Consider the following 24,446-nt stretch of genomic DNA (forward strand, 5'->3'; position numbering starts at 1 on the left):
AGTCTTGGCGCGGCCATCGAAGTCGGCGCCCGGTTTACTCCGCCGGCCGCACCAGCTTGATGTCGTGTTGCGCGGCCCAGGCTTGAAGGTCTTGGCGGCGCAGCGCGGCCGCCATCAGGTCGGGGAAAAGATCGGGCGTGCAGGCGAAGACCGGCGCGCCCAGAGCCGCGATGCGGGCGGAAAGATCGGCATTATAGGCGGGACGGCCGGCGTCGCTGAGGGCCAACAGCACGATCACGCTGACGCCCGCGCCGATCAGGCTCTTCAAGCGCGCGAGCGTCTCGTCGGCCTTGCCGCCCTCATAGAGGTCGCTGATCAGCACGAAATGGGCTTTGGCGGGACGTTCGATCTTGCTGGCGCAATAGGCGACCGCCTGGTTGATGTCGGTGCCGCCGCCGAGCTGGACGCCAAACAGCGTCTCGACTGGATCGTCGAGCTCGTCGGTGAGATCAAGGACGACGGTGTCGAAGCAGACGAGCCGCGTCTTGACGACCGGCAGCGACGCCATGACCGCCGCGAAGATCGAGGCGTAGACGACCGAACTCGCCATCGAGCCCGACTGATCGACGCAGAGGATGATTTCATCGAGATCGGCGAGCCGTTTTTGGCGGCGCATGAAGCCGATGAGGCGTTCGGGCACGATCGTACGGCGATCGGCCTGATAGTGCCTGAGATTGGCGCGGATGGTGCGCGGCCAATCGATGTCGGCGAAACGCGGGCGGTGAGCGCGGCGGGAGCGGTCGATGGCGCCGCGAAGCGCCTCGGCGGTCCTGTGTTCAAGCCGCTCCATCAATTCCGCAACGACCTTGGCGATGACCTGGCGCGCCATCGCCTTGGCCTTGTCCGGCATGACATTGCGTAGGGAAATGAGCGTCGCGACGAGGTTCACGTCGGCTTCAACGGCGGCGAGGAATTCGGGCTCGAGCAGCATGCGGTGCAGCCCGAGCCGTTCGAGCGCGTCCTTTTGGACGATCTGCACCACGGATGACGGGAAATATCGGCGTATGTCGCCGAGCCAGCGTGCGACATTGGGCGCGGAGGCGCCCAGACCGCCGCGTTTCTTCCGATCGTTATCGCCCTCGCCATAGAGCGCAGTAAGCGCACCGGAGAGGCGCTGATCCTCGGGGCCCAGAGAATCGTCCCCGCCGCCGAGCGCGAGGCGCCAACGTCGCTCGCGATCGTCATTCATGGGCCGGCCTCGCGCCAAGAATTTCAGTCAGGCGCTCGAAATGCCGCGGCCATATTGCCGCCGCGTCTGCGCAAAGCAGGCGTCCCGCCAGGCCCGCGCCGGCGCGGCCGAGCACAGCGTCGAGCAGGCGGCGGCGCTGCATGCGGTCGAGATTCGAAAAGGCGCGGCGGAACAACGGCAGATGTTCGACGAAAAACGCCTCATCGAGGCTTTGCATCCAAATGTCGACCGCCTCGCGCAAAGGCTTGTCATGGATGAGCCGCTCGCCTGCGCCTTCAAAAAAGCCTTCGAAATAGCCCGCGGCGTCGGCGGCCGCGCGGCTTGGCGAAAGCGCAAGGCCAAGAAGCGTCGCGGCGTCCTCCGCCGCCAGCGCTTCGGCTTCATAGAGCAGGCGCGCCGCCGCGCCCGCGATGACAGGCGTGACGCGCGCATCCTCCGTGAGTGCGCGAAGCGCATTGCGCCAGGCCGCCAGTTCGTCGCCGCCGATCTCGGCGAGCGTCGCGGCTTCGTTGGCGCTCGCCATCATGCGGCGCATCGCCGCCGCGGCGGGTTGATCGAGCCCGCGCGCCGCATAGGGCAGGGCGAGCGCGGCCTGCGTGAGGATGCGCGCGAATAAAGCGGCGAGCTGATCGGCGTCGGATTGGCGCGCCTCGCCGTAGCGGAGCGTGTTGGCGAGCGGGAGCAGAGCGGGAAGCAACTCGCCGCAGTCGCTGGTTTGCGCCGCGCGCCTTTCGATCTTCTCAATGCCGCGTTCGACGGCTTGCGTAAGGCGCGCGGTCAAGGCGGCGAACGCCAGATCGGCGAGCGCTTTCAGATCGGCCGCCTGGTCGAAAGCCGCGGCCATGCGTCCGGTCGCCGCCTGGGCGATGGTCGAGCCGTGGATGAGATTCTCGACGAGGCGGACGGCGAATTCCGGCTCCCAGCGCAATATCCAGCGCTCGCGGAACGTGCCGCGGCTACGGCCGGCTTCGGCGAGCTTGCCCCATGGCGCGCCGAGCAGAACAAGGCGATGCAGAAGCGTCGAGCGGTCGGCGCCGCTCTCGCTGCGCAGATCCACCGCGAGTTCGCGGTCGAGCGCTTCGGGCTTGAGGCGCACGCGCTTTTGTTCGCGTTGCAAATCTTCGAGCAGCGGCGCCAGCGGCGCGTTGTCGGGGATGGCGCCGACTTCCGCGCCGACGAGCAAGCGTTGCGACACGATTGCCCAGACAAGGGTCTCGCCGAAGCAAAGGCAGGCGATCGCCGCTTCGCGCAATTCTTCGAAACCCGGCGCCGGGCGGCCGCGCAACGCGGCGAGACTTTGGGCGAGGCGCTCGGCTTCGATGAGCGAAGCGGTGGAGACGAAATGACCTTCGGCGCGCAACGCGGCTGCGATGCGCGCCAGCCATCGCGAAGCGATTTCCTGTCGCGGCGCGTCCCAAAGATGCGCGCACCAGCCCGGCGCGGCGACGCCGGCGCCATAGCCGCTCGCCATCGCCAGGCGCGGCGAGGTCCAGGGCGCCCAGGTGGCGACGATCTTTTGCTTTGGCGCGCTCTTGAGGAGCGCGCGGTCCGCCGTAGCGGCGATCTTCGCCTGCAGCGCCGGCGCGTGCCACGCGCCGCAGACGACGGCGACCGACCCTTCGGCCTCCTTCGCCGCCTTGGCGATTTCCAACCGCATATAGGCCTCGCGGATCGCCTCCTGGCCGCGAACCGGCGACGAAGCCTCGCGCAGCGCAGTCATGGCTTCACTGATCGCGGCGAATATGGGGGCGGGCGCAGGGTTTTCCTCGATCACGTCGCGCCACCAGCTCTCGCCATCTTCGTAGCCGCCGGCCGCCGCGAGAACGCCAATCGGATCGCGTTCGAGCGGGCTCTGCTCCGTCTCGCCAGTGAAGGCGGCTTCCTTCGGTTCGGGTTCGGTTTCGTCCACTTGCGCAGGCAGCGCGAGCCGCCAGCTCGCGGGTATATCGATGAAGCGCACGCCGACGCGATGGCGCACCGCCCAGCATATGGCTTGATATTCGGGTGAAAAAGTCGCGAAGGGCCAGAAGATGGCGCGGCCCGGATCGTCCGCGGCATAGGTCAGTAGCGCGACCGGCGGAATCATCGCCGCGTCCGCGAGCATCGGCAATAGGTCCGACGCATCGGACGGCCCCTCGACGAGCACGAGCGAAGGCCGCAAGGCTTCGAGCGCCTCCAGCAGGCGGCGCGCCGAGCCGGGACCATGATGACGAATGCCGAAAATGCTGACCTCGACGCCCATCGCGCGCGTCACATCATATCGCTGAGCGCATGGTAGTAATCGGCGTAGTCGGGCCGTTTCTTCAGCACGGTCTCGAGATATTCCTCCAGCACCGCCTTGTCCTGCACGGGGTCCTTGATGATCGCGCCGATCATATTGGATGCGATCCCTTCGGCGGAAAGCGCGCCGTTGTTGAAGAAGGCGGCGTGGCTGAGGCCGCCGATCATGACGCCGATCGCCTCGGCGGCGGAGAGCGATCCGGAAGGCGACTTCAGCGTCATTTTTCCGTCAACGGTCGCGCCGCCGCGCATTTCGCGGAATATAGCGACGACGCGCGCGATCTCTTCGGCGACGTTTTTGGGCGCGGGCAGTTCGAGGCCCTGCGACATTTCGCCAACGCGCTTGGCGACGATCGCGACCTCCTGCTCGAGGTTGTCCGGCAAAGGGAGGACCACGACGTTGAAGCGGCGCTTTAAGGCCGAGGATAGTTCGTTCACGCCCTTGTCGCGATTGTTGGCCGTCGCGATGATATTGAAACCGCGCCTGGCGTAAACGGAATCGTTGAGCTCCGGGATCGGCATCATCTTTTCCGACAGGACGGTGATGAGCGTGTCCTGCACGTCCGATCCCATGCGCGTCAGTTCTTCGAGACGGCAAAGCTTGCCATTCTCCATGGCGCGGAGCAGAGGCGTTGGAACCAACGCCTGGCGCGACGGTCCATGAGCGAGCAATTGCGCATAGTTCCAGCCGTAACGAATCTGATTTTCATCGGTGCCGGCCGTGCCTTGAATGATCATCGTCGAATCGCCGCTGATAGCGGCGGCAAGATGTTCCGAGACCCAGGATTTCGCTGTGCCCGGCATGCCAAGCAGCAGGAGCGCGCGATCGGTGGCGAGCGTGGCGATCGCCGTCTCGATCAGGCGCTTGTCGCCGACATATTTGGCGCTGATCGGCGCGCCGCCCCCAGCCGCGCCGCCCATGAGATAGGTCATGGCCGCGCGGGGCGATAAAACCCACCCTTTCGGCTTCGGCCCTGCGTCGCCGACCTTCAAAGCTTCGAGTTCGGCGGCGTAGGTTATTTCGGCGGGAAGACGCAACATTTCCGTCAAGGCGTAGCCTCCGTTGTCAAAGCGGCGTTGAAGCGCAAGGGGTCGAGTCTCGGATCGGCGGCGGGGAGGCCAGCGGCGGTCAGGCGCGCCAGCAAGGCCGCGGCGGCCGGCGCGTCGGCCAAAAACGCGATGCGGCTCAGCATCGTCTCAAGGAGGGCGTCGGCAGGCCGGCGTTGCGTCTCGTCTTCGCCGCGAGCGGCTTCGACCGCGTTCGTCAGCGCGGCATATCCGGGCGAGGCGAGCAAAGCTGGCAGCGCCGCCTCGCCCAGAACGCGGCCCATTAGCGTCAACGTCGTCTCGAACATCTCGGCGTCGCGCATCAGGATCCGCGGCTGGAGCGCTCGTCGTTGTTCCGCATCGAGCCGAGGCCCTAATGAACGGGCGTGGGCGAGCGGGAAGGCGCCGTCGTCGAGCATTTGATCGAGCAGCATGCGGCAGGCGCGGTCCGAGCCGGTCGCCGCGACCATCTGCACGAAGGCTTCGACGCCGTCGGGAGCGCCGACCGGCGCCGTCTCGACGATCTCTTCCTCGGTTATGCGAAGCGCGCGGGCAAGACCCGCCAAGCTCACGAGCTTGAACAAGTCCCGGCGGCGCGCATTTTGCGCCGGGGTCTTCAGGGCGTCGATCGCCAAACTTGCGCGGCCGCCCGGCGCCTCGCTCTTGCGGACTTCCAGCATATCGGCCAGTTCCGTCGCAAGCGCCTCCGCATCGACCCGCCGCCCGAGCCTCGCGAGATAAAGCCGCGCCAAAACTTGCACGCGTTCGGACCGGTCGTCCGCTTGAGCTTCGAGACATTCGACGTCCTGATCGGAGAGCCCCGTATCGAGAATCTCGATCAGCATGGCGCGCCGCTCCGCAACCTCTGAAGACGCCTTGGCGGCGATGATCGCGCGCGCTGCGCCGGGATCGCGCGTGCGCAATGCGACGAGCGCGGCGCACCGCATCGCCCAGGACCATTGCTCGTAGGTATCGAGCGCGAATGTCGGCGGCGGGAACGGCTTGTCTTCGCCGCGAACCCAGTCGAACCAAGGCGCATAGCCGTCCGGCGCCCAATCGGCGCGCGACGCGGGCAGCCAATCCGCAGGGTGCAGGACGTAACCGCGCGCCGCGACGAAGTCGATCCAATGGCGCTCGATCGACGCCCCGCCTTTCTGCTTCGCCATCAAACGGCGCAGATGGGGCCGCAATGGCTCGGGAAGGGTCGGCGGGGCAAGCTCGGGCAGAAGGCGACGCGGTTCCAGTGCCGCCGCCGGGGCCGGACGAAACAGCACGGCGCCCGCATGACCAGCGAGCGCGGCGAGGGCGCATTCAGCGCCGACGCCCTCGACGGCGGCGCGCCATTCCGGCGGACAATGTTGGAATGCCGAACGTCCGGCCATCCAGGCGCCGCGGATATGGGCGAGGGAGGATTCGAGATCATCCATCGAAGGCGAGCCTTCCCCAGTTCGTCCGGGCGGCGATCAGGGCGAGGCGCGCGCCATCCCAAACGCCCGCCGCGCTGTCGATCAAGGCGCCGAGGGCGAGCGACGGCGGCGGCTCGCGCAGCGGCGCGCATAGGCCGCGGCTGGACCGCCACCATGCGCGCCCGCTGGCGTCGGCGCAGATTCGACCTTTCGGCAGCAGCAGCGGCGTCTCGGACCGCCATGGCGTCGCCAGGAGGTCTTCGGCGTAATGGGCGAAGGGATCTGTTGGCGGATCCGGCCAGGCGTCCAGTGCATCGACGGCGCCCTCGCGCGAGGCGATGACGGCGCGAAGCGGCGCGCGGGCCGGATAAAAGGCGATCTCCGCATGGAAGCGCTCGCCGGCGACGAACGCGCCGCCGCGGCGACCCGCCGACGCTGGGAAGAAATCGAGCAGCACTGCAAAACGCCGCGCCGACGGCCCGAGGCTCATCAGCCAGGTCGCCTGGCTCACCAGTCCGTCGCGGCGCGTCACGACGCGCTCGCCCAGCACTTCCCAGAGCGAGATGGCGCGCGGCGCCTTTGGATTGGCGAGCACTTCCTCGCGCGTTTCCGCATTGACGATTTCGCGGCGCAGTTCGGGGTCGTCCGGGGCCGCGCGCCACGCGCGCGCGAGGAGGACGAGCTTGCCGAGTTCGGCGATGGCCGCGTCGACCCGCTCTTCCGCGGACAGGGCGAGCAGACGCGAGGGCATTTCATCGATGCGGCTCGCCAGTGCGCCGGCCTTCGCGTCGACCAGGCGCGCCGCGATGCGTCGGCAGCGTTCGCCGAGGGCGCCGAGAAAGCCTGCAAGGCCGGTGCGCAATTGATCGGCGATCCAGATGTCGAGATCCTCGGTCGCGGCGTAAACGGATCGGTGGGTTTCATCGGCGCGCTTCAAAGCGGCTGCTTTTCTGCGCGCCTCGGCGTCAGGGTCAGGCGTGCTTTCGGCGAGCGCCTGATGCGCCGCCTCGAGGCTTTTGTCTTCGCCGGCTGCGACGGGCGGCGCGACGCCCTTGCGGCGACGCCGGGTCCAATCATTGACCCAATCGGGGACATCGCCGGCCTGAAACGCAGCGCCGTCTTCGACGTACATCCACATCAAAGCCAGCGCGTGTTTGCACGGAAATTTGCGCGACGGACAGGTGCATTTCGAGCCCCGATCCTCAAGGTCAGCGGCGACGCGATACGGATTGGCGCCGGAACCTTGGCATTCGCCCCAGATCAATCGTTCCGAACGCGCGCGCAGCGGCCATTTCGCCGGCTTGAGCAATGCCGATGCGGCGGCCAAAGCGCTTTGGTCCGGCGCCATCGCTTCGATCGCGGCGCGAGTCATATCCATCGGCAGCGGTCCCCAGCTCTTGCGATGCGATGGCGTAGGCGTGCCGAGCGGCAAGGAACGCGACTGGCCTCCCATCATCCGTTCTTGAAATTCTCAACGCCTCATTATCTTGCCCCCAAAGCCAGTTCACGATATGTTCCTTAAAGAGTCAAGGCGATTTGTCGAAGATCGACAGCGCGGCAGCGTCGACGCCACCGCGAAGGAGCTGGGAGCATGCCTTTCACCGGCGCACCGCAACAGCCGCAACAATTGTCGTTGGACCTCGACCTGCAACCGACGAGGCTGCAGTCCGCACGGAGATTCATGCAACGGAAATCCCCGCAAAGGACCGATCTGTTCTTCGCCATTTATTTGGACGTCGCCGCCACAGCCCGCAGCGCGGAATTGGCGCGCGCTTTATGCGGCCCGTCACAATTATCCGGCCGGCCTCGACCGGCGGAGATCTTGCACGTCACATTGGTCCCGGTCGGCGTTGCGTCGCTCTTGCCGGCGGAGGCATTTTCGGCCCTTGAGCGGGCCGCAGCGTCTATCGATCAGGCTGCTTTCAATGTTGTTTTTGACCGCGTCGCGAGTTTCAAGAACGGCGACAGTTTTGCGCTGGTCCTGCTTTGCGGCGACGGCCTCGCCGCGCTGACGGCTTTACGAAACTCGCTCCACGCGGCGATGGCCGGCGTCGAGTTTCTTGGGCGGTCGCGTTTCAAGCCGCATGTGACTTTGGCTTATTGTCGCAAGCCCGTCGCCGAAACTGCACTTGGCGCGCCGATCGCGTCGACCGTGCGCGAATTCGCCCTCGTCCGCAGCGTGTATGGCGAAGGCGTGCACATGCCGCTCGCGCGTTGGCGATTGCGCGATTGATTTCAAGAACGGCGATGGCCGCGCGGCCATCGCCGCTTCACGCTATGGTAACTGGACGCCAGCAATCTTTCCGCAGATATCGATCAGCCGGTCCTGGAGAGCGACGTCGCGGGCCTGCGGATTCGGGTCGCGCGGCTTGAGGTGATAGAAATAGCCGGCAGTCGTCCGCGCCGCGGCGTCGTCGCTCGCCGCAAGCCACGCCTGGGTGAGATGGGCCTGATCGAGATCGTCGGGCGCGCCTAGGCCGCCCATCTTGGTTGGCACCCAGCCTGGCTCTAGAGCATTCGAGAGCACATCGGGCCACCGGCGGGCGATGGCGAAGGCCAGCATGGCGTCATGCAGCTTGCTTTCGGCATAGGCCGTCGACCCGTCCCAGCGCCGCTCCCGCCAGAGAATGTCGTCCAGATGGGCGTCCGCATGATGGTGCATGCCCGAACTCAGATAGATCAGTCGCTTCGGCCTTTCGATCAGCGCGGTCAGGATATAGGCGGCGAGCGTATTGATCGCGAAAACATGCGGCAGGCCATCCGCGGTGGTGCGGTGGCGCTCGCGATAACCGACGGCGGCGTTGTGAATGACCGCATCGAAACGGCCGAGCGCGTTGACTCGCGCCGCGACATTCTTCGCGCCGGCGATGGTCTCCAGGTCGCCGATGACGACGGCCTCGGCGCCCGGCAGCGCCCGTTTTGCGTCGTCGGCGCGCGTTTCGCTGCGCGCATGGAGGACGACTTGATGGCCCTGCTCGAGAAGAAGCCGCCCGGCCATCAAGCCGAGGCCTGTAGACGAGCCCGAAATAAAGACACGCGTCATTTGAATTCTCCTGCGTCGAATGGTCTGGGTTATCGGCGCCGGCGGGCATCGCGGCCCATCCGGCGCGTAGCATAGCGGTTCACGTCGTGATGCGCCGCCGGCTGAGAACAATGGCCGCACCGAGCAGCGCACAGGCGGCGCCGAGCAAATAGACGGCCGCGTATCCGAACCATCCGGCGACGAGACCCGCCGCCGGACCGGCAACGCCGTAAGCGATGTCGAGGAAGGCGACGAAGGCGCCCATCGCGCTGCCCCGGTTCGCCGGCAGCACGCGCTTCAGGGCTTCGACTCCAAGCGCTGGAAAGATGAGGCCGCATCCAAGGCCGGTGACGAGCGCGCCGGCGAGCGCGACGATCTCGTTCGGCGCTTCCCATAGCATCGCCTGACCGCCGGCTTCGACGACGAGCGACCAGAAGGCGACCCGATACCCGCTGATCTTGTCGGGCAGATGCCCGAGCGCCAGCCGCACGAGGATGAAGCCGACGCCGAATGCGGTCATGACAAGGCCGGCGTGAGCCCAGCCGCGCGCTGCGAAATAGAGCGAAGCAAAGGCGGCGAGGCCGGACAGGCCGACACCCTGCAGCATCAGCCCCACGCCTTCCGTCCAGATCTGGCCGATCACGCGGTAGAAGGGTAGCCGCTCGCCCGCCGGCGAAACGTAGGAGGCGGCGGCGAAAGCTATGGCCGCTGCGACCAGCGGCGCTGCAATGCAGGCGACCATCGCCGCCTGAAGGCCATAGGCCTGGTAGAGCGCCATGCCGATCGGCGCGCCGATGGCGAGCGCCGCGAACATGGCGATTCCGGTCCAGGACATCGACATGCCGGCGCGCTGCGAGCCGACCGCGGCGATCGACCAGGATACGCAGCCCGTGACGAATTGGCTCTCGCCGAAGCCGGCGGCCAGGCGTCCCACGACAATGATGGCGAGACTGAGGGCTGGGGACAGTCCTGGCATGGCGGCGGCGAGATAGAGCGCCCCGCCGAGCGCGCAGACGACGGCGCCCTGCAACGCTGCGCGCCGGCCGCCATGGTGGTCGGTGACGCGGCCGGCATAGCCGCGCGTCAGCACCGTCGCCAGGAATTGGACGCCGATGGCGAGCCCGACGATCAGATTGCTGAAGCCGAGCCTGTCGTGCAGGAACAGCGGGATGACCGGGAGCGGGAGGCCGACGGCGAGATAGCCGCAGAACAGCGCCGCAATGACGCTCGGCGCGGGGCGCGCGAGGTGAACCGGCGCGGCATCGGACCGGCTTACGCTTTTGAGTGTGGGCGCCGACATGGCAACCTCCGTCAATTTCGGTTGAGGGGTGAGGCGCCGCCCGGCAAGCGGGCGGCGCTCTGATGTCACGCCGCGGTGCTGGTGGCGGTCGCCAATGTGCCGAAGTGGTCCGGCCGGTAGCCGCTCGCCTCCAGCAGATAGTCCCGCGATGCCGCGACCTCGGCCGACAGCTTCGCCACGTCGACGCCGACCAGCTTGCCGGCGCGTTTGCGGACCTGGCCGGCGACCATGACGGTGTCGACGTCCGAGCGCTCGACCGCCTGGACGATGGCGCCGATGGCGTTGTTGACCGGGAAGACGCCGACGCCGCCGGCGCCGACCATGATGATGTCGGCCTGCTTACCCGGTGTCAGGGCGCCGATCGAGCGCTCCAGGCCCGCGGCCCGCGCGCCGTTGACGGTCGCGGCCTGAAGCACGGCCTCGACCGAGATCGGCGCGGGCGCGGCCGCTTCGCCGCGGAAGCGGCGGTAGCGCATCGCCGAGCGCTGCTGGCCGAACAGCGCGTGCATCTCGCCGAACAAGTCGCTGCCGAAGGCGGTGTCGAGATCGATGCCGAGCGCCGGGGTCAACCCGTGATCGATCGCCTGCTGGTAGGCGAAACTCTCATCGTCGAAGCCGAACAGCGCATCCGAGCGCGGGTTGACCGTGATGTTGACGCCGGCGTCGGCGAACAGCTTCCACGTCTCTTCGGGGATGCGCGCGCAATGATTGAAGATGTTGTGAGAACCCAGCACGCCCTTCTCGGCGAATTCCGGGCCGAGCTTGGCGAGATCGCCGATGAACTCCGTCAGGATTCGCATGTCGAGCGCCCGCGCGGCCTGCCACCAGTCGAGCTTGAACTGGCCGAAGAGGCCGACCTGCACCCGGCCCCCGTCGTGGTTCCAGGCGCGCGCCAGGCGTTCGAGATCCCGCGGCAGATGGGCGGCGGGCGCGTTCTTGTCCATCGCGGCGCCGACCATGTGCAGCGCGCGGATGCCGGCGGAGTCCAGAGCGTCCAGCGCCGCGTCCGTATGTTCGGGGCTGCGCGAGCTGTGGCAGGCGTCGATGAGGGTGGTGATCCCGGCATCGAGGGACGCCGCCGCGGTCAGCTTAGTGCTCGCGTACATGTCGAGCGGCCGGTAGTGGGCACCCAACGTGTCGGCGACGACGCGGATGTAGGCGAAGAGATCGTCGACGTTCGGCATCAAGCGGCGCATCACGCCCAGCCATGCGTGATGGTGGGCGTCGACAAGACCCGGCAGCACGATGCAATCTCTGGCGTCGATGAGTTCGGCGTCGCCGACCGGGATTTTGGCGGCGACTGCGACGATGCGGTCGCCTTCGATCAGGACGTCGCCGGTTGCGAGGTTCGGAACCTCGGCATCCATGGTGATGATTGCGCCGCCCTGGATAAGCGTGCGCGGGGCGCTTCGTGTGCTCATGATCTAGCCCTCTTAAGTGTTCGCGTTGGACCAAAAGTTTTGGCCCCGGGGCCAATATCGCGGGTGTGTGAGCTTGAATTAAGTGCGGTTATGTCAGATGCTTCATGACTAAATGTCAGGAAGCTATCATGTCGTTCGATGGGCGGATCTTGTCCGGAGTGAGTGTGCTGGCGGCCGTCGTCGAGGGCGGCAGCTTTGTCAAAGCTGCGGGCCTCGTCGGGATTACGGACTCCGGCGTGAGCCGAGCGATCGGTCGGTTGGAGACGAGGTTGGGGGTTCGCCTCCTTGACCGCACGACCCGGTCGATCATGTTGACCGACGAGGGGCGCCGTTTCTTCGAGGAGGTGAAGCCGCACCTTTCCGCGATCGAGGAGGCCGCCGCGGTCGCGTCCGGCGCGGCGTCGGCCGTACGCGGGAGGCTTAAGGTCGACATTGACCCGTTCTTCCTGCCGTTGGTGCTCGCCGGTCGGCTCGGGGCCTTCTGCGAACGCTATCCCGAACTGTCGATCGAGTTCGTCACCGGCGAGCAGGTCGGCGATCTGGTGTCGGAGGGGATCGACCTTGCCATCCGCTTCGGCCAGCCGCGGTTTGCGACGCTCGTTTCACGCAAGCTGATCGAGGCGCCAATCTTGACAGTCGCTTCGCCGACTTATTTGGAGCGCCACGGTCGGCCAACGCTTCCTTCAGACCTGGCCCGCCATCGCTGTTTGCAATTTATCGACCCCCACACGGGACGGCCTTTCGATTGGGAGTTCGTCCGCGGCGACGAGGTCCTGGGGGTCGCCACCAACGGCCCGCTGACCTTCTCCGATCCCAAGACCATGCTCGATGAGTGCATCGCCGGCAGCGGCGTCGCCCAGGTAATCGGATGGGGCGTTCGCGACTTGCTCGCCGCCGGACGGTTGGTCGATCTCTTTCCGGACTGGCACGGAGAGCGCTTTCCGCTCTTTGCGTTTCATCCGTCACGTCGGCATACGCCGGCGAAAGTCCAGGCGTTCACCGATTTCTGCGTCGACATCGTCGGACAGCTTTAGCTCTGCAGCGATATAGGCCGGCCTGTGTGAGTAAAGCGCCGGGCGATGACCGATCGGCGAAACGGGGTCGCCTGATCGCCTTGGTGAACTGGGGCAGGGCATGCTAGCTTCCGCGCGATCGCATCTCGCGGTCGATGTCGAGCGCTGGTGGGGCCGGCCATTTTTTCGACGTGAAAATCCTTGAAAATCAACGGCGTCATTTTTTGACGGCGTTGCGAATGGCTTTTCGACCTCGACTGGGAGAATTGGGTTCCTATATCAGCACGCTAAAACTGCCCGTCATCAGCGAGCGGGAAGAGGGCGGGGGCCGGCCTCAATCAAGTGGAGAATATCCAATGACCGAAGAACGCGCAGTGCTTGCCGGCGGTTGTTTTTGGGGCATGCAGGACCTTATCCGTCGCTATGCCGGCGTCATCTCGACGCGCGTCGGCTATTCCGGCGGCGATGTGCGCAACGCCACCTACCGCAACCATGGAACGCACGCGGAAGCCATCGAGATCATTTTCGATCCTTCCAGGATCAGCTTCCGGAAGATTCTCGAGTTCTTTTTTCAAATTCACGACCCGACGACACGCAACCGCCAGGGTAACGATGTAGGGCTGAGCTACCGATCCGCGATCTTCTACGCCAACGACGAACAGAAGCGGGTCGCCGAAGACACGATCGCCGACGTCAATGCCTCAGGTTTGTGGCCGGGCAAGGTCGTGACCGAGCTTGCGCCCGTCGGCGACTTCTGGGAGGCCGAGCCCGAGCATCAGGATTATCTCGAACGCTATCCCAACGGCTATACCTGCCATTTCGTCCGGCCGAATTGGACGCTGCCGGTTCGCGAAAGCGCCGTCCGCAAGCAAGCGTGAAGGCTTGATGTCGACGAGGGGCTCCGACGCGTTCAGCGCGCCGTCGGGGCTTGCTGCGAACCGGCCATAAGCTCGCCTTCGTCGATGCTGAACCGCAAGCGCCCGGCGTCGGCGCGCATGCGCAGGCCGCGATATCTCGCGAGATATTGGATCGCGACGATCGCAGCAGCGAAACCGCCGGCGGCGCCGATTCCGAGCGCCCAGCGCGGGCCGAACGTATCGGCGACCCAGCCGACAATCGGCGCGCCGATGGGCGTGCAACCCAAGGCTATCGCGAGACGGATCGCCATCACGCGCCCGCGCATGACGGGCTCGGTGGATAGTTGCATCAAGCTGTTGGTGGCGTTGGTGAAGGTCAAAGCCGATATGCCGATGATGACGAGAGCGGCGCCGAAGAGCGCGTAATTGGGCATGACGGCGGCGAGCGCCAGACCAAAGCCGAAGAACGCGGCGCCGCCCAGCAAAAGCGTGAATCGCGGCTTTTCCCGCCCGGCGGCGAGCAGGGCGCCGGCGACCGTTCCGACCGCCATGATCGACGTCAGCAATCCATATTGGCTCGCCCCCGCGTGAAAGACGGTGACCGACATGGTCGAGATGAAGATCGGGAAGTTCAATCCAAACGTGCCGATCAAGAACAGCATGAAGACGATGGCGCGCAGATCCGGACGCTTCCAGACATAGCGAAAGCCTTCCAAGAGGCTCCCTGGCGTACGGACGGCCCGGCGGCTCCGGTGGAGATCATCGACGCGCAGCAGGCTAAGAGAACCCAGCACCGCCATGAACGAGGCCCCGTTGATGAGAAACGCCCATCCCGTGCCGGTTGAGGCGATCAGGATTCCCGCGATCGCGGGACCGACCATCCGCGCCGCGTTGAACGAGGTCGAATTCAGCGCCACCGCATTCGACAGATCGTTTTCCCCAACAAGCTCCGAGACGAACGTTTGACGCGCCGGAGCGTCGAACGCCGCGGCGCTGCCATGCAGAAAGGCGAACACATAGACATGCCACAATTGGACGTGCCCGGTGACAGTGAGGAGGCCCAGTCCCAGAGCCAGTGCGCCCATCGTGGCTTGCGTGGCGATCAACAGCTTGCGGCGGTCGAAATGATCGGCGGCAAACCCGGTCCAGGGCAGGAGAAGGAGCTGCGGCCCGAATTGCAGTCCCATCACGATGCCGACGGCGGTCGCGTTATGTTGCGTGAGCTGGGTCAGCACCAGCCAATCCTGGGCGGTGCGCTGCACCCAGGTTCCGACATTGGAGACGAGCGCGCCGCCCGCCCAAATCCGGTAGTTCGGATTGCCGAGCGAGCGGAAAGCGCCTTTCACCGGACCGCTCACGAGGCCTCGGGAGAATTGCCGCCGTTGAACTTTCCGAACCGGCGCGCCGTCAACAGTCCTAGGAGAAGAACGCCCAATCCCAAAACGGCGATATGTTCCGCGGACCGCAAATCAAAGTCCCCGACGCGGCAGACGAGAACATAGCCGACGGCAAGGTTGAAAAACCCCCAGAGCACATTGACCGTCGAAGAAGAAAAGCCCTCGCCGGGCGGTTTCGCGAACGGGCTTTGAAAGGGGCGCCCCATCATGCCGCTCACAAGATGGGGGACAGCGTTTCCGAGGAACGCGCCGCCGAAGAAGTAGGAGATGTCGTGGAGCCATTCCATAGTCAAACGTTCCTTTTCTTGAGGAGGTCGATGATCTCTTGCGTCGCGCCAGTTTCACCCAGCTTCGGGAAAATCCTTGTGATGCTGTTGGTGTGAGCATCGGCGTTTGTGTCGGTCATCGCGTCGACGGCGAGAGTGACGTTGAACCCGAGTTCATAGGCGTGGCGCGCGGTCGCCTCGACGCCGTTGCTGGTGGCGACGCCGGCGAGGACGATCTGCGTGACGCCTAACTTCTTGAGATGCGTCTCGAGGTCCGTGTTCGTGAATGCCCCCGGCGTCCGCTTTGTCACCGTGTGGTCTTGCGGCTGCTGATTCAGTTCGGGGAAAAGATCGGTGAAGCCGGGGGGAATCTCGCCAAAGTTGCGAACCTGCTCGGTCCGCCCCGGAGCGCGACCGGCGGCGACGACAAGCACAACAGGCAGGCCATGGCTGCGGAAAGCGTCGGCCAGGGCGCTCGCTTGCTCTACGATTTCACCGATGGGACGCGCGGTCGGATAGGCGACGATCCCTTTTTGCAGATCGATGACGACGAGGGCCGTCTTCGGGTCAAGCTTGGTCAGCGCCATGGCGTTTTCTTTCTGTTGATTGGGATCGCCGCGCTTCGGCGCGCGGCGCGATGTTCATGAATCGCCCAGGCGCTTGATCAGTGCGACGGCGGCGATGAGGGTTTGCTGTTCGGCCGGGTCGAGCTTGGCCATCGCGGCGAGGAGCCATTCCCGCTTGGCGACGCTGCGCTTTCGCCGCGCTTCGACGCCTTCGTCGGTGAGGCCGAACAGGACTTGCCGCCCATCGGTCGGATGAGGCCGGCGCTGGACCAATCCCTCCTGCTCCAGATCGGCGAGCGTGGCGCCCATGGATTGCGGCTTCACCGATTCGGCGCGGGCGAGGTCCGCCGTCGTCATCCAGCCGAGCTTGTCGAGCCGGGCGAGCGTCGCGACCTGCGACCAGGATAGTTCGCTCGGGTTCGCTTCCATGCGCAGTCGGCGCAGGAGCTGTCCAATCGCCAGCGAAAGCTCAGTGACGGCGGCTTCCAGGGAATTGAGAGGGTCGCGGGTATTGCTCATAACCCCCATATAGGAATTAGCAGTTAAACTTGCAAGTTTGTCTGTTGATATTTTCAACGCTGGCTGTCGTGAAGGTTGTTCTCCAGTCTGTGGACCGGGCATTTCGCGGCGAGCCGTTTCGGTGCCATCTGGAAGCGGCTATGGTTTAGGCGAACGTCGGCGGCCGACTTCGACGGCCCACGGCCAGGACGCCGCGATGGAGGCAGCGTGGTAGGATTATGACCAAGGATGCCGTGCTCGCCCTCCGCGCTGAGATCGCGTCATGCGTGCATTGCGCGGCCGATCTGCCGGCCGGTCCTCGACCGGTCGTCCAGTTCAGCGCGACCGCCCGGATACTGATTATCGGACAGGCGCCTGGAACGCGCGTTCACGCCAGCGGCGTACCATGGGATGATCCAAGCGGAGATCGGTTGCGGGAATGGACCGGATTGTCGAAGCGCGACTTCTATGATCCCGCGAAGATCGCCCTCGTGCCGATGGGTTTTTGCTATCCGGGAAAGGGCAAGAGCGGCGACCTGCCGCCACGCGCCGAATGCGCGCCTCTGTGGCATGATCGGATCCTGAAATTGCTTCCCGCCGACCGTCTGACGCTGTTGGTCGGCAGTTACGCGCAAGCGTATTACCTGCCGCGCGCGGCGCGCCTTTCGCTCACCGAGACGGTGCAAGCGTTCCGAACCTTTGGCCCGGCGCTGTTTCCGCTGCCGCATCCCTCATGGCGCAGCGTCGGCTGGGCGAAGCGCAACCCCTGGTTCGAGAGCGACGTTCTGCCCGCCTTGCGCGAAGCGGTGCGTTCATCGATGCCGCCGCGCGGGAGGATCGGCCGGTCCGCAGAGCATGGAGACGGCGGCGTCGATTAGCGCCTGCAATTCGTCCCTCGGCGCATGGATGCGCGCTCGGATCGCTAAGGTATGGATCGTCGCCGTGGCGACCTTTGCGAGCGCCAAGGGATTCGAGTCCGGCGCCAGTTCGCCGCGCGCGATCGCCTTGGTGAAAAGCGCTGCGAAGGTCTCATCGAGCGCGGCGATCGCTTCGACCACCAGCTTGCGGATTTGAGGATCGGCGACCGCCTCCGACGCGGCGGTGACCACCGAGAAACATCCGCGCGGGCCATCGGGTCCCGAGAGGTAGAGTTCGCTGGCCGCCTCGAAAATCCGGCGCAGGACAAGACGGACGGGCCCCGATTCCTCGATGATTGGTTCGAACTCGTCTCGCACTCGCGCGCGATATTTCCGATAGGCTTTGACATAGATGTCTTGCTTGTCGCCGAACGCCGCATAGAGGCTCGGGCGGTTCATGCCCGTGGCGGCGCTAAGATCGTCGAGCGTGGTCGCCGCATAGCCTGATTTCCAGAACGTCTCCATCGCCCGCGCGAGGGCGATGTCGGGTTCGTAGGAGCGCGGACGGCCTCTGCGCTTCGTCTCGGGGGATTTTTGTACCATATTGCAAACAATCCTTGACGTAAGGTATTTTATGCGAGACAGTATAAAAAACAATCCGTGGAGGATTTCGATGGATCTTTATTTCTCGCCCTTGTCCTGCTCGATGGCGACGCGCATTTCGCTCTATGAATCGGGCGACGCCGCCAATTTTCTCGAAGTGGATCCAAAAACGAAGACGCTGGTTGGCGACGGCTCCGATTATCTCGCGATCTATCCGCTCGGCATGGTGCCGTCGCTGAGGACGGACGACGGCCAATTGCTGACGGAAAACGCGGCGATCCTTCAATATGTCGCCGATCGGCGCCCGGAGTCCGGCCTTGCGCCGACTGAGGCGATCGAACGCACGCGGTTGCATCAATGGCTGTGTTTCATCGGCACAGAGCTGCACAAGGGCCTGTTCGTCCCGCTTCTGGGAAAGAAGACGCCCGCCGAAATGAAGGCCTATGTGCTCGCCAATAATTTGTCGCGCCTGGCCTATCTCGACACATATCTAACGGGGAGGGAGTTCCTGCTCGACCGCTTCACCATCGCCGACGCCTATCTTGCGACCGTCTTGAACTGGACGCAGGTCATTCCCTCGATTGACATGGGCCTTTATCCCGCGGTCGCAGACTATCTTGATCGGCATCGCAAGCGGGCGAGCGTCGCCAAAGCGATGGCGGAAGAGGTCGTCCTGTGGCAAGCGGAACGCGCGCGTCACAAGGCCGCCTGACGGCGGCGCCGAGCGCCGCTCCTATGCTAAACGATGCAACGGCGCTGATAGATGAGTCTGTCTCGCCATTCAAATTGGCTGGGGAATGCAGGCGTGACCATTACGATTTACGGCATCAAAAACTGCGATACGATGAAGAAAGCGCGACTGTGGCTCGATCAGCACGGCGTGAAATATGTCTTTCACGACTATAAGACGGAAGGGATCGATCGGGCGCGGCTAGAGGGTTGGGCGAAGACGGTAGGCTGGGAGACGCTGCTCAATCGATCCGGTACGACCTTTCGAGCGCTGCCGGAAGCGGCGCGCGAGGCGCTGACACTGAAGAAGGCGATCGCGCTGATGCTCGACCAACCTTCGATGATCAAGCGGCCTGTGCTCGATTTGGGTGGGAAGTTCCTTGTCGGCTTCAAGCCAGACATCTACGAGGCCGCGATCTCCTGAGACTCCGGCGCCTCTCATCAAGCGCTCTTCGCCGCCCTCGGATGGCGGTCGCGCGCCTTCACCGCCTTATGCAGAGCTGTGAGCACGCGCAGAGCGCGCTGATCGTCGCTGGACGGGTCGCGCATCAGATTCATTGCATAGGAAAAGCCGATGCGATGTTCGGGCCAGGCCCCGTGGCTGGAGCCGCCCGCCCCATTATGGCCGAAGGCGTCCTCCGGCGGCCCCAGAAGCCGCAATTCCGTTTGCAATTGAAAGCCGATTCCGGTGCGCAGCCGGGCGCCATGCACTTCATCGAGCCCGTCGGCGACCGTGCGACGGCCCAGGGCAAGCGTCTCTCGCGATAGCAGCGGCGCGCCGCCTTGAGCCAAAACGCCATAGAGGGTTGCGATCGCGCGCGCCGTGCCGATCGCCCCGGCCCCGGCGATCTCCGCGCGGTGGAACGCGCGCGTGTTCCAGGGAAAAGTCCCGGGCGTCCAGTTGACCGGATCGCCCCACAGCGGCGGATTGCCCCAGATCGACTCGATCAGCGAATCGCGCGCCCAGAGGGTCGGGTCGAGAAAGGGGGCCATTCCCCAGTCCGGCGCGAGATAAAGCGTCGACGCCCGTTTCTCCCGCGCCTCGGGCAACCCCATCCAGAGTTCGAGCGAAAGAGGGCCTGCGATCTCTTGGGCGAGAAACTGACCCGCCGATTGGCCGGATACGCGGCGAACCAGTTCGCCGCAAAGCCAACTGAAATTGAGCGCGTGATAGCAATGGGCGGCGCGCGGATCGATGCTGGGCGATTGCCTGGCGAGCCTTAGGGCCATGCCGCGATCGTCGGTCAGATCGGCAAGGCTGAGGGGTGCGTCATTGCCGGGCAATCTCGCGGTATGGGAGACGATGTGACGAACGAGGATTGCATCCTTGCCGAATTCCGGCCAATAGCGCGACACCGGCACGTCGATGTCGATGAGGCCGCGATCGATGAGCATCAAGATCATCGTCGCAAGCACGCCTTTTGATCCGGAAAAGACCAGTTGCAGCGTGTCCCTGGTCCAGGGTCTGCTGGTCGCGCGGTCCGCGACGCCGCCCCAGATGTCGACGACCAGAACGCCGTCTTGCACAGCGGCGAAAGCCGCGCCAAGTTCTTCGCCGATTTTGAAGTTTTGGCCGAACGCTTCAGCGACGCGCTCAAATCCGGGCGCGACAAAACCCTCGATCGCTGCTTCTTTCGGCATGTCGTTCCTCCCGGCGAGGCGGGGTCGCCTTGCCGGGGCAGAATATCGATTCTAGTATGTTGACGTCAATATATTGTCGAAACCCGTCGCGTCACGACCCCGCGCGGATGCCGGCATAGCGCGGGAAGACAATGAGCAGCTTTGGACAGCCGACCATCAACGATGTCGCCCGCCGCGCCAACGTTTCCAACATGACCGTGTCGCGCGTTGTCACGGGCAATGGCTATGTCAGCGCGAAAACGCGAAAAAGGGTCGAGGCGGCCATTGCGGAGCTTGGCTACCAGCCCAACGCAGCCGCCAAGAGCATGCGCACGAAATCCACCCAGAGCATTGGATTCATTCTGCCCGACCTTGCCAATACCGCCCATTCCATCGTCGCCCAGACCGCGGAGGCTCTGCTGGCCAAACAGGGATATCGGATGGTTTTGGGCAGCACCGGCTTTTCGCCCGAGCGCGAGGGGCAGTTCTTTTCCTCTTCGCAGCAAAACACGGTCGATGGCGTGATCGCCGTCATTACGGACGAGACGCAGACTTCGATTCACGAATTGATCCAGAAGTCGCGCGTGCCGATCATCATCCTGGATCGCGACCTCCCTTTCCCGATCGACACCGTCTATTCCGAGGATCGAAGCTGCATTCGCGATGTCGTTCATTATCTGGCCAAGCTTGGCCACCAGCGGATCGCCCTGATGACCTGTCCTTTGAAGGCGCGGCCGGGCCGGTTGCGTCATCAGGCGTTTCACGATGCGCTTGAGGAAATGGGGCTGGAGTCCGATCCCTCCCTGATACGGCTACGCCATCAGATAGGCTCGAACGGCTATCAGGCGGCGCTGGAATTGTTGAAGGGGCCGCGGCCGCCGACGGCTCTTATCGTCGCGGCCGATCAACTCACATTCGGCGCCTTGCGGGCGATCAAAGAAATGGGATTGCGCGTTCCCCATGACATTTCCCTCGTCGGATCGGACGAGGGCTTCATCTCCAGCGTCGTCGATCCGCCGCTCACGGTGATCTGGAGAGATATGCAGCAGGTGGGGACGCATGCCGCCACCATGCTGCTCGCCCGGCTCGCCGATCCCTCGCAGCCCGCACAATCGGCGACCGTACGCTCCGAGGTCATCTTGCGCCAGTCCTGCGATCGCCCGCGCGGTCTTGCGTGAAGGGGAAGGGGCGTCGAACGACGAATCATGTCGGGCGCGCCCGATGAGCCAACGCTGAAGGCCGTTTTGGCTCGATGGAATTCGGAGTCCCGAGGCAGGCCTTATTCGCTGCGCGCGGCCGCCGATGGTCGTTGACAGGCGAGCATCTGAGCAATATTGTTGACGTCAACATATTTTCGATATCGTCGATGAGGCGATCGACGAAACGCGTGACGGCGCTTTCCAGGCCGCGTCCGGTCGGGAAACAGGGGAGGGAAAAATGAAAAAACTTGTCGTTGCAAGCGCGCTGGCGGCTATCGCCGCGGCGGGGTTGGGCGGGCCTGCGCAAGCCAAGGATCCCGTCATCATCATGGTGTCGGGCCCGCTCATCGAGCCGTTTTTCGGTCCGTTGAAAAAGGGCGCCGATGACGCCGCCAAAGCGCTTGGCATCGAATATCAATATTCGACGATCCAGGACTTCAACAATGTGCAAGCCGATCTGACCCGCCTGGTTCAACAAGCGGCGGCCCGTCAGCCTGACGTGCTGGTCGTGTCGAACTTTTTCCCCGATTCGATGGGTCCCCAAATCAAGAAGGCGGCGGACGCCGGCATTCCCGTCATCATCATGGACGGCGGCTTCGCCCAATGGCGCGAAGTCGGCGGCCTGACCTATGTCGGCTACGATCCGCATGAAGTGGGCGTCAAGGCCGGCGAAATCGAGGCGAAGGCCGGCGTCAAACATGGGCTGTGCGTCAATCAGGTGCCGGGCAATCCCGCGCTGGAATCGATGTGCGCCGGTTATGGCGAGGCGATGAAAGCGGGCGGGAGCGACAGCAAGGATCTGACGATTCCGCTGCAAGACACGCAAAACCAACAGGTCAATCTGCAAGCCATCAAGGGCGCGCTGCAGGCGGATACCGCGATCGACGGCATTTATGCGCTGGGCCCAACGCAGGTCGATGTGTCCGTGCGCGCCGTCCAGGAAGCGGGCAGGGAGGGCAAGGTCAAGATCGGCGGCCTGACCCTGGCCCGCAAGGTTCTCGAGGAAGTGCGCGACGGCAAAGTCCTGTTCGACGTTGATTTGCAGGGCTATCTCGACGGCTATTTCGCATTGACGATCGCCTATCAGAAAGCCAAGTTCGACATGGTTCCCGCCGAACCTTTGTTTGCGGGCCCGCATTTTGTCTTCCAGAAGGACGCCCAGCGCATCATCGACCTCAATAAGGAATTTCCGGGCTACCGCGGCACGGAATGAGGGTTTTTGCAGAGAGCCCGGCGGCGTGCGCCGCCGGACTCGATCATCGCATAGGGAGGGGACAAAGAGTGCGAATGCGTTCGTGGCCGATTCTGTTGGACACCGATCGATGAGCGATCGTGTTTTGGAAAGCGGCGCTGTGCGACCCGTGCAAACGCCATCGAGATTCCAGATGCGCCGCCTGCTGCGCCGGCCGGAGGCGGGCGCTTTTTTCGCCGCTCTGCTTGTCTATCTGTTCTTCGCCATCGCCGCCTGGAAGGCGAACTTCGTTTCCTTCAACGGCACGGCCGCCTGGCTCGACACCTCGGCTGAACTGGGGATCATGGCGCTCGCGATCGGCCTGCTGATGATCGCGGGTGAATTCGATCTGTCGATCGGATCGGTGATCGGCGCGACGTCGATCATCCTCGCCATCGGCACGAACCATTATGGCGTCAATCCGTGGATTATGCTCGCCGTCGTCTTCGTCTTCGGCGGCCTGGTGGGGTTGATCAATGGCCTCATTGTCGTTCGCACGGGCCTGCCCTCGTTCATCGTCACGCTCGCGACCAATTATGGAATCGTGGGCGCGGCGCTGGGCTTTTCACGCTTGCTGACCAACACCACTTCGTCCTCGATGCTGACGACGCCCGGCGTCGATTTCCTGTTCGCCAGCCAATGGGGACAAGCCAACATCGCCATACTCTGGTGGGTGTTGCTCACGCTGGCGGCGATGGGCGTGCTGATGCGCACGCCGTTCGGCAACTGGATCTATGCGACGGGCGGCAATATCGTCGCCGCGCGCGGCGCCGGCGTGCCGACTTCTTTGGTCAAGGTCGTAATCTTCGTCGTCACCGCCCTTGCCGCCACGCTGGTCGGCGCCATCCAGGCGATCGAATTTCATTCCGGCAACGCCGCCAATGGCCAGGGCTATGTCTTTCAGGCGCCGATCGCCGCCGTCATCGGCGGCGTGTTGCTCGGCGGAGGCTACGGCTCGCCGCTCGGCCTGTTTTTCGGTTCGGTGATCTACGGAATCATCAGCGTCGGCATTTTCTACACGGGCTGGAACACGGATTGGCTGCTGCTGATCCTCGGCGCTTTGCTGCTGGCGGCGGTGCTGGCTAACAGCTATTTCCGGCGCCTTGCGCTGACGACCCATTAGGTGGGGACAATGGCGGAGCGCGCACCCCTTATCGAATTGCGAAACGTCTCGAAGAGCTTTGCCGGCATTCAGGCGCTGCGCGACGTGTCGATCGCGGTTCACGCCGGATCGATCCTGTGCCTGCTGGGCGACAATGGCGCGGGCAAATCGACGCTGATCAAGATTCTGTCGGGCTTTCACCCGCCGAGTTCTGGCGTCATTTTCGTCGACGGCGCTGAAACCCGCTTCTCGAGCCCGCGCGAGGCGCGAGGCCTCGGAATCGCCACCGTGCATCAGGAGGTCGGCACGATCCCGCTGATGAGCGTGGCGCGCAACTTCTTCCTCGGCGCCGAACCGACCAAGGGTTGGGGCCCGTTCCGCCATCTCGATATCGCCAGGGCCGAGACAATCGCGCTGGAGCAAATCCGCGGCTTCGGCATCACAAGGGTGACCAATGGCGATCAGCTTGTCGGCACGCTTTCGGGCGGCGAACGCCAGGTCATCGCCATCGCTCGCGCGATGTATTTTGGGGCGAGGATTCTCATCCTCGACGAGCCGACCTCCGCGCTCGGCGTGAAGGAGGCCGCCAAGGTGCTGACTTTGGTGAAGACCGTGCGCGCGAAGGGGATAGGAATCGTGTTCATCACGCATAATGCGCGTCATGCGATGCTGATCGGCGATCGCTTCGTCGTACTCAATCAGGGCGGCGTTTCCGCCGCCTTCAATCGCGGCGAGAAAAGCCGCGAGGAAGTGCTCAATCTCATGGCCGGTGGCAAACAGACCGAGCAGATCGAAGCCGACCTCGCGCTTTTTGAAGAAGACGGGCAGGGCGCTCTCTAGAGC

24 protein-coding genes are annotated in these 24,446 nt (G+C 64.5%); 10 read left to right on the forward strand and 14 right to left on the reverse strand.

Translation table 11 applies throughout. The annotated features are described in order from the left end of the window. Positions 1-34: 34 nt before the first annotated feature. The 5 genes from GSQ90_RS11645 to GSQ90_RS11665 are packed head-to-tail and all read right to left on the reverse strand — an operon-like array spanning position 35 to position 7,300. Complete coding sequence (locus tag GSQ90_RS11645) at positions 35-1,189, reverse strand: VWA domain-containing protein (protein WP_158815014.1); 1,155 nt, start codon at positions 1,187-1,189, stop codon at positions 35-37. Beyond that, positions 1,182-3,443, reverse strand: coding sequence for a DUF5682 family protein (locus tag GSQ90_RS11650; RefSeq protein WP_246731546.1), 2,262 nt, complete (start codon positions 3,441-3,443; stop codon positions 1,182-1,184). Before GSQ90_RS11650 ends, GSQ90_RS11645 begins: the two co-directional genes overlap by 8 nt. Next, positions 3,440-4,510, reverse strand: coding sequence for an AAA family ATPase (locus tag GSQ90_RS11655; protein ID WP_256366597.1), 1,071 nt, complete (start codon positions 4,508-4,510; stop codon positions 3,440-3,442). The genes GSQ90_RS11650 and GSQ90_RS11655 overlap by 4 nt, the downstream gene beginning before the upstream one ends. 5 nt (positions 4,511-4,515) lie before the next feature. Continuing rightward, positions 4,516-5,943: a DUF5691 domain-containing protein gene (locus GSQ90_RS11660; RefSeq protein ID WP_158815016.1), complete on the reverse strand. Its 1,428-nt coding sequence runs from the start codon at positions 5,941-5,943 to the stop codon at positions 4,516-4,518. Next, positions 5,936-7,300 (reverse strand): SWIM zinc finger family protein, encoded by a 1,365-nt coding sequence (locus tag GSQ90_RS11665; protein WP_158815017.1) that lies wholly within the window; start codon positions 7,298-7,300, stop codon positions 5,936-5,938. Before GSQ90_RS11665 ends, GSQ90_RS11660 begins: the two co-directional genes overlap by 8 nt. A gap of 303 nt (positions 7,301-7,603) precedes the next feature. On the opposite strand from GSQ90_RS11665, the gene GSQ90_RS11670 reads away from it, so the two are divergent. Next, positions 7,604-8,155: a 2'-5' RNA ligase family protein gene (locus GSQ90_RS11670; protein WP_246731547.1), complete on the forward strand. Its 552-nt coding sequence runs from the start codon at positions 7,604-7,606 to the stop codon at positions 8,153-8,155. Positions 8,156-8,197: 42 nt separating this feature from the next. On the opposite strand, the gene GSQ90_RS11675 is transcribed toward GSQ90_RS11670, so the two are convergent. The 3 genes from GSQ90_RS11675 to GSQ90_RS11685 form a co-directional block, all read right to left on the reverse strand. Then, entirely contained in the window at positions 8,198-8,965 is a 768-nt protein-coding gene (locus GSQ90_RS11675) for an SDR family NAD(P)-dependent oxidoreductase (protein ID WP_158815019.1), read from the reverse strand. 79 nt (positions 8,966-9,044) lie between these two features. Beyond that, positions 9,045-10,244 carry an arabinose transporter gene (locus GSQ90_RS11680; RefSeq protein ID WP_158815020.1) on the reverse strand — a complete coding sequence of 400 codons (1,200 nt, stop codon included), beginning with the start codon at positions 10,242-10,244 and terminating at the stop codon, positions 9,045-9,047. Between the two features lie 65 nt (positions 10,245-10,309). Beyond that, positions 10,310-11,665: an amidohydrolase family protein gene (locus GSQ90_RS11685; protein WP_158815021.1), complete on the reverse strand. Its 1,356-nt coding sequence runs from the start codon at positions 11,663-11,665 to the stop codon at positions 10,310-10,312. Positions 11,666-11,793: 128 nt separating this feature from the next. Here GSQ90_RS11685 and GSQ90_RS11690 point away from each other — a divergent pair, with 128 nt between their 5' ends. Further along, on the forward strand, positions 11,794-12,699 hold the full coding sequence (locus GSQ90_RS11690; protein ID WP_158815022.1) for a LysR family transcriptional regulator: 906 nt from the start codon (positions 11,794-11,796) through the stop codon (positions 12,697-12,699). Positions 12,700-13,034: 335 nt separating this feature from the next. Then, complete coding sequence (gene msrA, locus GSQ90_RS11695; protein ID WP_158815023.1) at positions 13,035-13,556, forward strand: peptide-methionine (S)-S-oxide reductase MsrA; 522 nt, start codon at positions 13,035-13,037, stop codon at positions 13,554-13,556. A gap of 32 nt (positions 13,557-13,588) precedes the next feature. Here the strand turns inward: msrA and GSQ90_RS11700 are convergent, their stop codons facing one another. From GSQ90_RS11700 to GSQ90_RS11715, 4 genes are read right to left on the reverse strand one after another with little or no spacing between them, the layout of a single operon-like run. Beyond that, positions 13,589-14,893: an MFS transporter gene (locus GSQ90_RS11700; protein WP_246731548.1), complete on the reverse strand. Its 1,305-nt coding sequence runs from the start codon at positions 14,891-14,893 to the stop codon at positions 13,589-13,591. After that, positions 14,890-15,219 carry a hypothetical protein gene (locus GSQ90_RS11705; RefSeq protein WP_158815024.1) on the reverse strand — a complete coding sequence of 110 codons (330 nt, stop codon included), beginning with the start codon at positions 15,217-15,219 and terminating at the stop codon, positions 14,890-14,892. The genes GSQ90_RS11700 and GSQ90_RS11705 overlap by 4 nt, the downstream gene beginning before the upstream one ends. Before the next feature lie 2 nt (positions 15,220-15,221). Then, positions 15,222-15,785 carry an isochorismatase family protein gene (locus tag GSQ90_RS11710; protein WP_158815025.1) on the reverse strand — a complete coding sequence of 188 codons (564 nt, stop codon included), beginning with the start codon at positions 15,783-15,785 and terminating at the stop codon, positions 15,222-15,224. Positions 15,786-15,839: 54 nt separating this feature from the next. Then, positions 15,840-16,283, reverse strand: a complete 444-nt coding sequence (locus tag GSQ90_RS11715; RefSeq protein ID WP_158815026.1) for a MarR family winged helix-turn-helix transcriptional regulator — start codon at positions 16,281-16,283, stop codon at positions 15,840-15,842. Positions 16,284-16,501: 218 nt separating this feature from the next. Between GSQ90_RS11715 and GSQ90_RS11720 the strand changes: the two genes are divergently transcribed. Beyond that, positions 16,502-17,140, forward strand: a complete 639-nt coding sequence (locus tag GSQ90_RS11720; RefSeq protein ID WP_158815027.1) for a uracil-DNA glycosylase family protein — start codon at positions 16,502-16,504, stop codon at positions 17,138-17,140. On the opposite strand, the gene GSQ90_RS11725 is transcribed toward GSQ90_RS11720, so the two are convergent. Then, a complete protein-coding gene (locus GSQ90_RS11725) occupies positions 17,075-17,722 on the reverse strand; it encodes a TetR/AcrR family transcriptional regulator (RefSeq protein ID WP_158815028.1) in 648 nt (215 codons plus the stop codon). The genes GSQ90_RS11720 and GSQ90_RS11725 overlap by 66 nt on opposite strands. Before the next feature lie 70 nt (positions 17,723-17,792). Here GSQ90_RS11725 and GSQ90_RS11730 point away from each other — a divergent pair, with 70 nt between their 5' ends. Continuing rightward, on the forward strand, positions 17,793-18,434 hold the full coding sequence (locus tag GSQ90_RS11730) for a glutathione S-transferase N-terminal domain-containing protein (protein WP_158815029.1): 642 nt from the start codon (positions 17,793-17,795) through the stop codon (positions 18,432-18,434). Between the two features lie 93 nt (positions 18,435-18,527). Beyond that, entirely contained in the window at positions 18,528-18,875 is a 348-nt protein-coding gene (locus tag GSQ90_RS11735; RefSeq protein ID WP_158815030.1) for an ArsC family reductase, read from the forward strand. 17 nt (positions 18,876-18,892) lie between these two features. Here the strand turns inward: GSQ90_RS11735 and GSQ90_RS11740 are convergent, their stop codons facing one another. Further along, positions 18,893-20,092, reverse strand: a complete 1,200-nt coding sequence (locus tag GSQ90_RS11740; RefSeq protein ID WP_158815031.1) for a serine hydrolase — start codon at positions 20,090-20,092, stop codon at positions 18,893-18,895. Between the two features lie 131 nt (positions 20,093-20,223). Here GSQ90_RS11740 and GSQ90_RS11745 point away from each other — a divergent pair, with 131 nt between their 5' ends. The 4 genes from GSQ90_RS11745 to GSQ90_RS11760 all read left to right on the forward strand — a co-directional run bounded on the left by GSQ90_RS11745 (position 20,224) and on the right by GSQ90_RS11760 (position 24,443). Further along, positions 20,224-21,249, forward strand: coding sequence for a LacI family DNA-binding transcriptional regulator (locus GSQ90_RS11745; protein WP_158815032.1), 1,026 nt, complete (start codon positions 20,224-20,226; stop codon positions 21,247-21,249). A gap of 259 nt (positions 21,250-21,508) precedes the next feature. Then, on the forward strand, positions 21,509-22,483 hold the full coding sequence (locus GSQ90_RS11750) for a substrate-binding domain-containing protein (RefSeq protein WP_158815033.1): 975 nt from the start codon (positions 21,509-21,511) through the stop codon (positions 22,481-22,483). 109 nt (positions 22,484-22,592) lie between these two features. Next, positions 22,593-23,624 carry an ABC transporter permease gene (locus GSQ90_RS11755; RefSeq protein WP_158815034.1) on the forward strand — a complete coding sequence of 344 codons (1,032 nt, stop codon included), beginning with the start codon at positions 22,593-22,595 and terminating at the stop codon, positions 23,622-23,624. A gap of 9 nt (positions 23,625-23,633) precedes the next feature. Continuing rightward, entirely contained in the window at positions 23,634-24,443 is an 810-nt protein-coding gene (locus GSQ90_RS11760) for an ATP-binding cassette domain-containing protein (protein ID WP_158815035.1), read from the forward strand. Positions 24,444-24,446 lie beyond the last annotated feature (3 nt).

The organism is Methylocapsa sp. S129 (assembly GCF_009765995.1).
Lineage (GTDB): Bacteria > Pseudomonadota > Alphaproteobacteria > Rhizobiales > Beijerinckiaceae > Roseiarcus.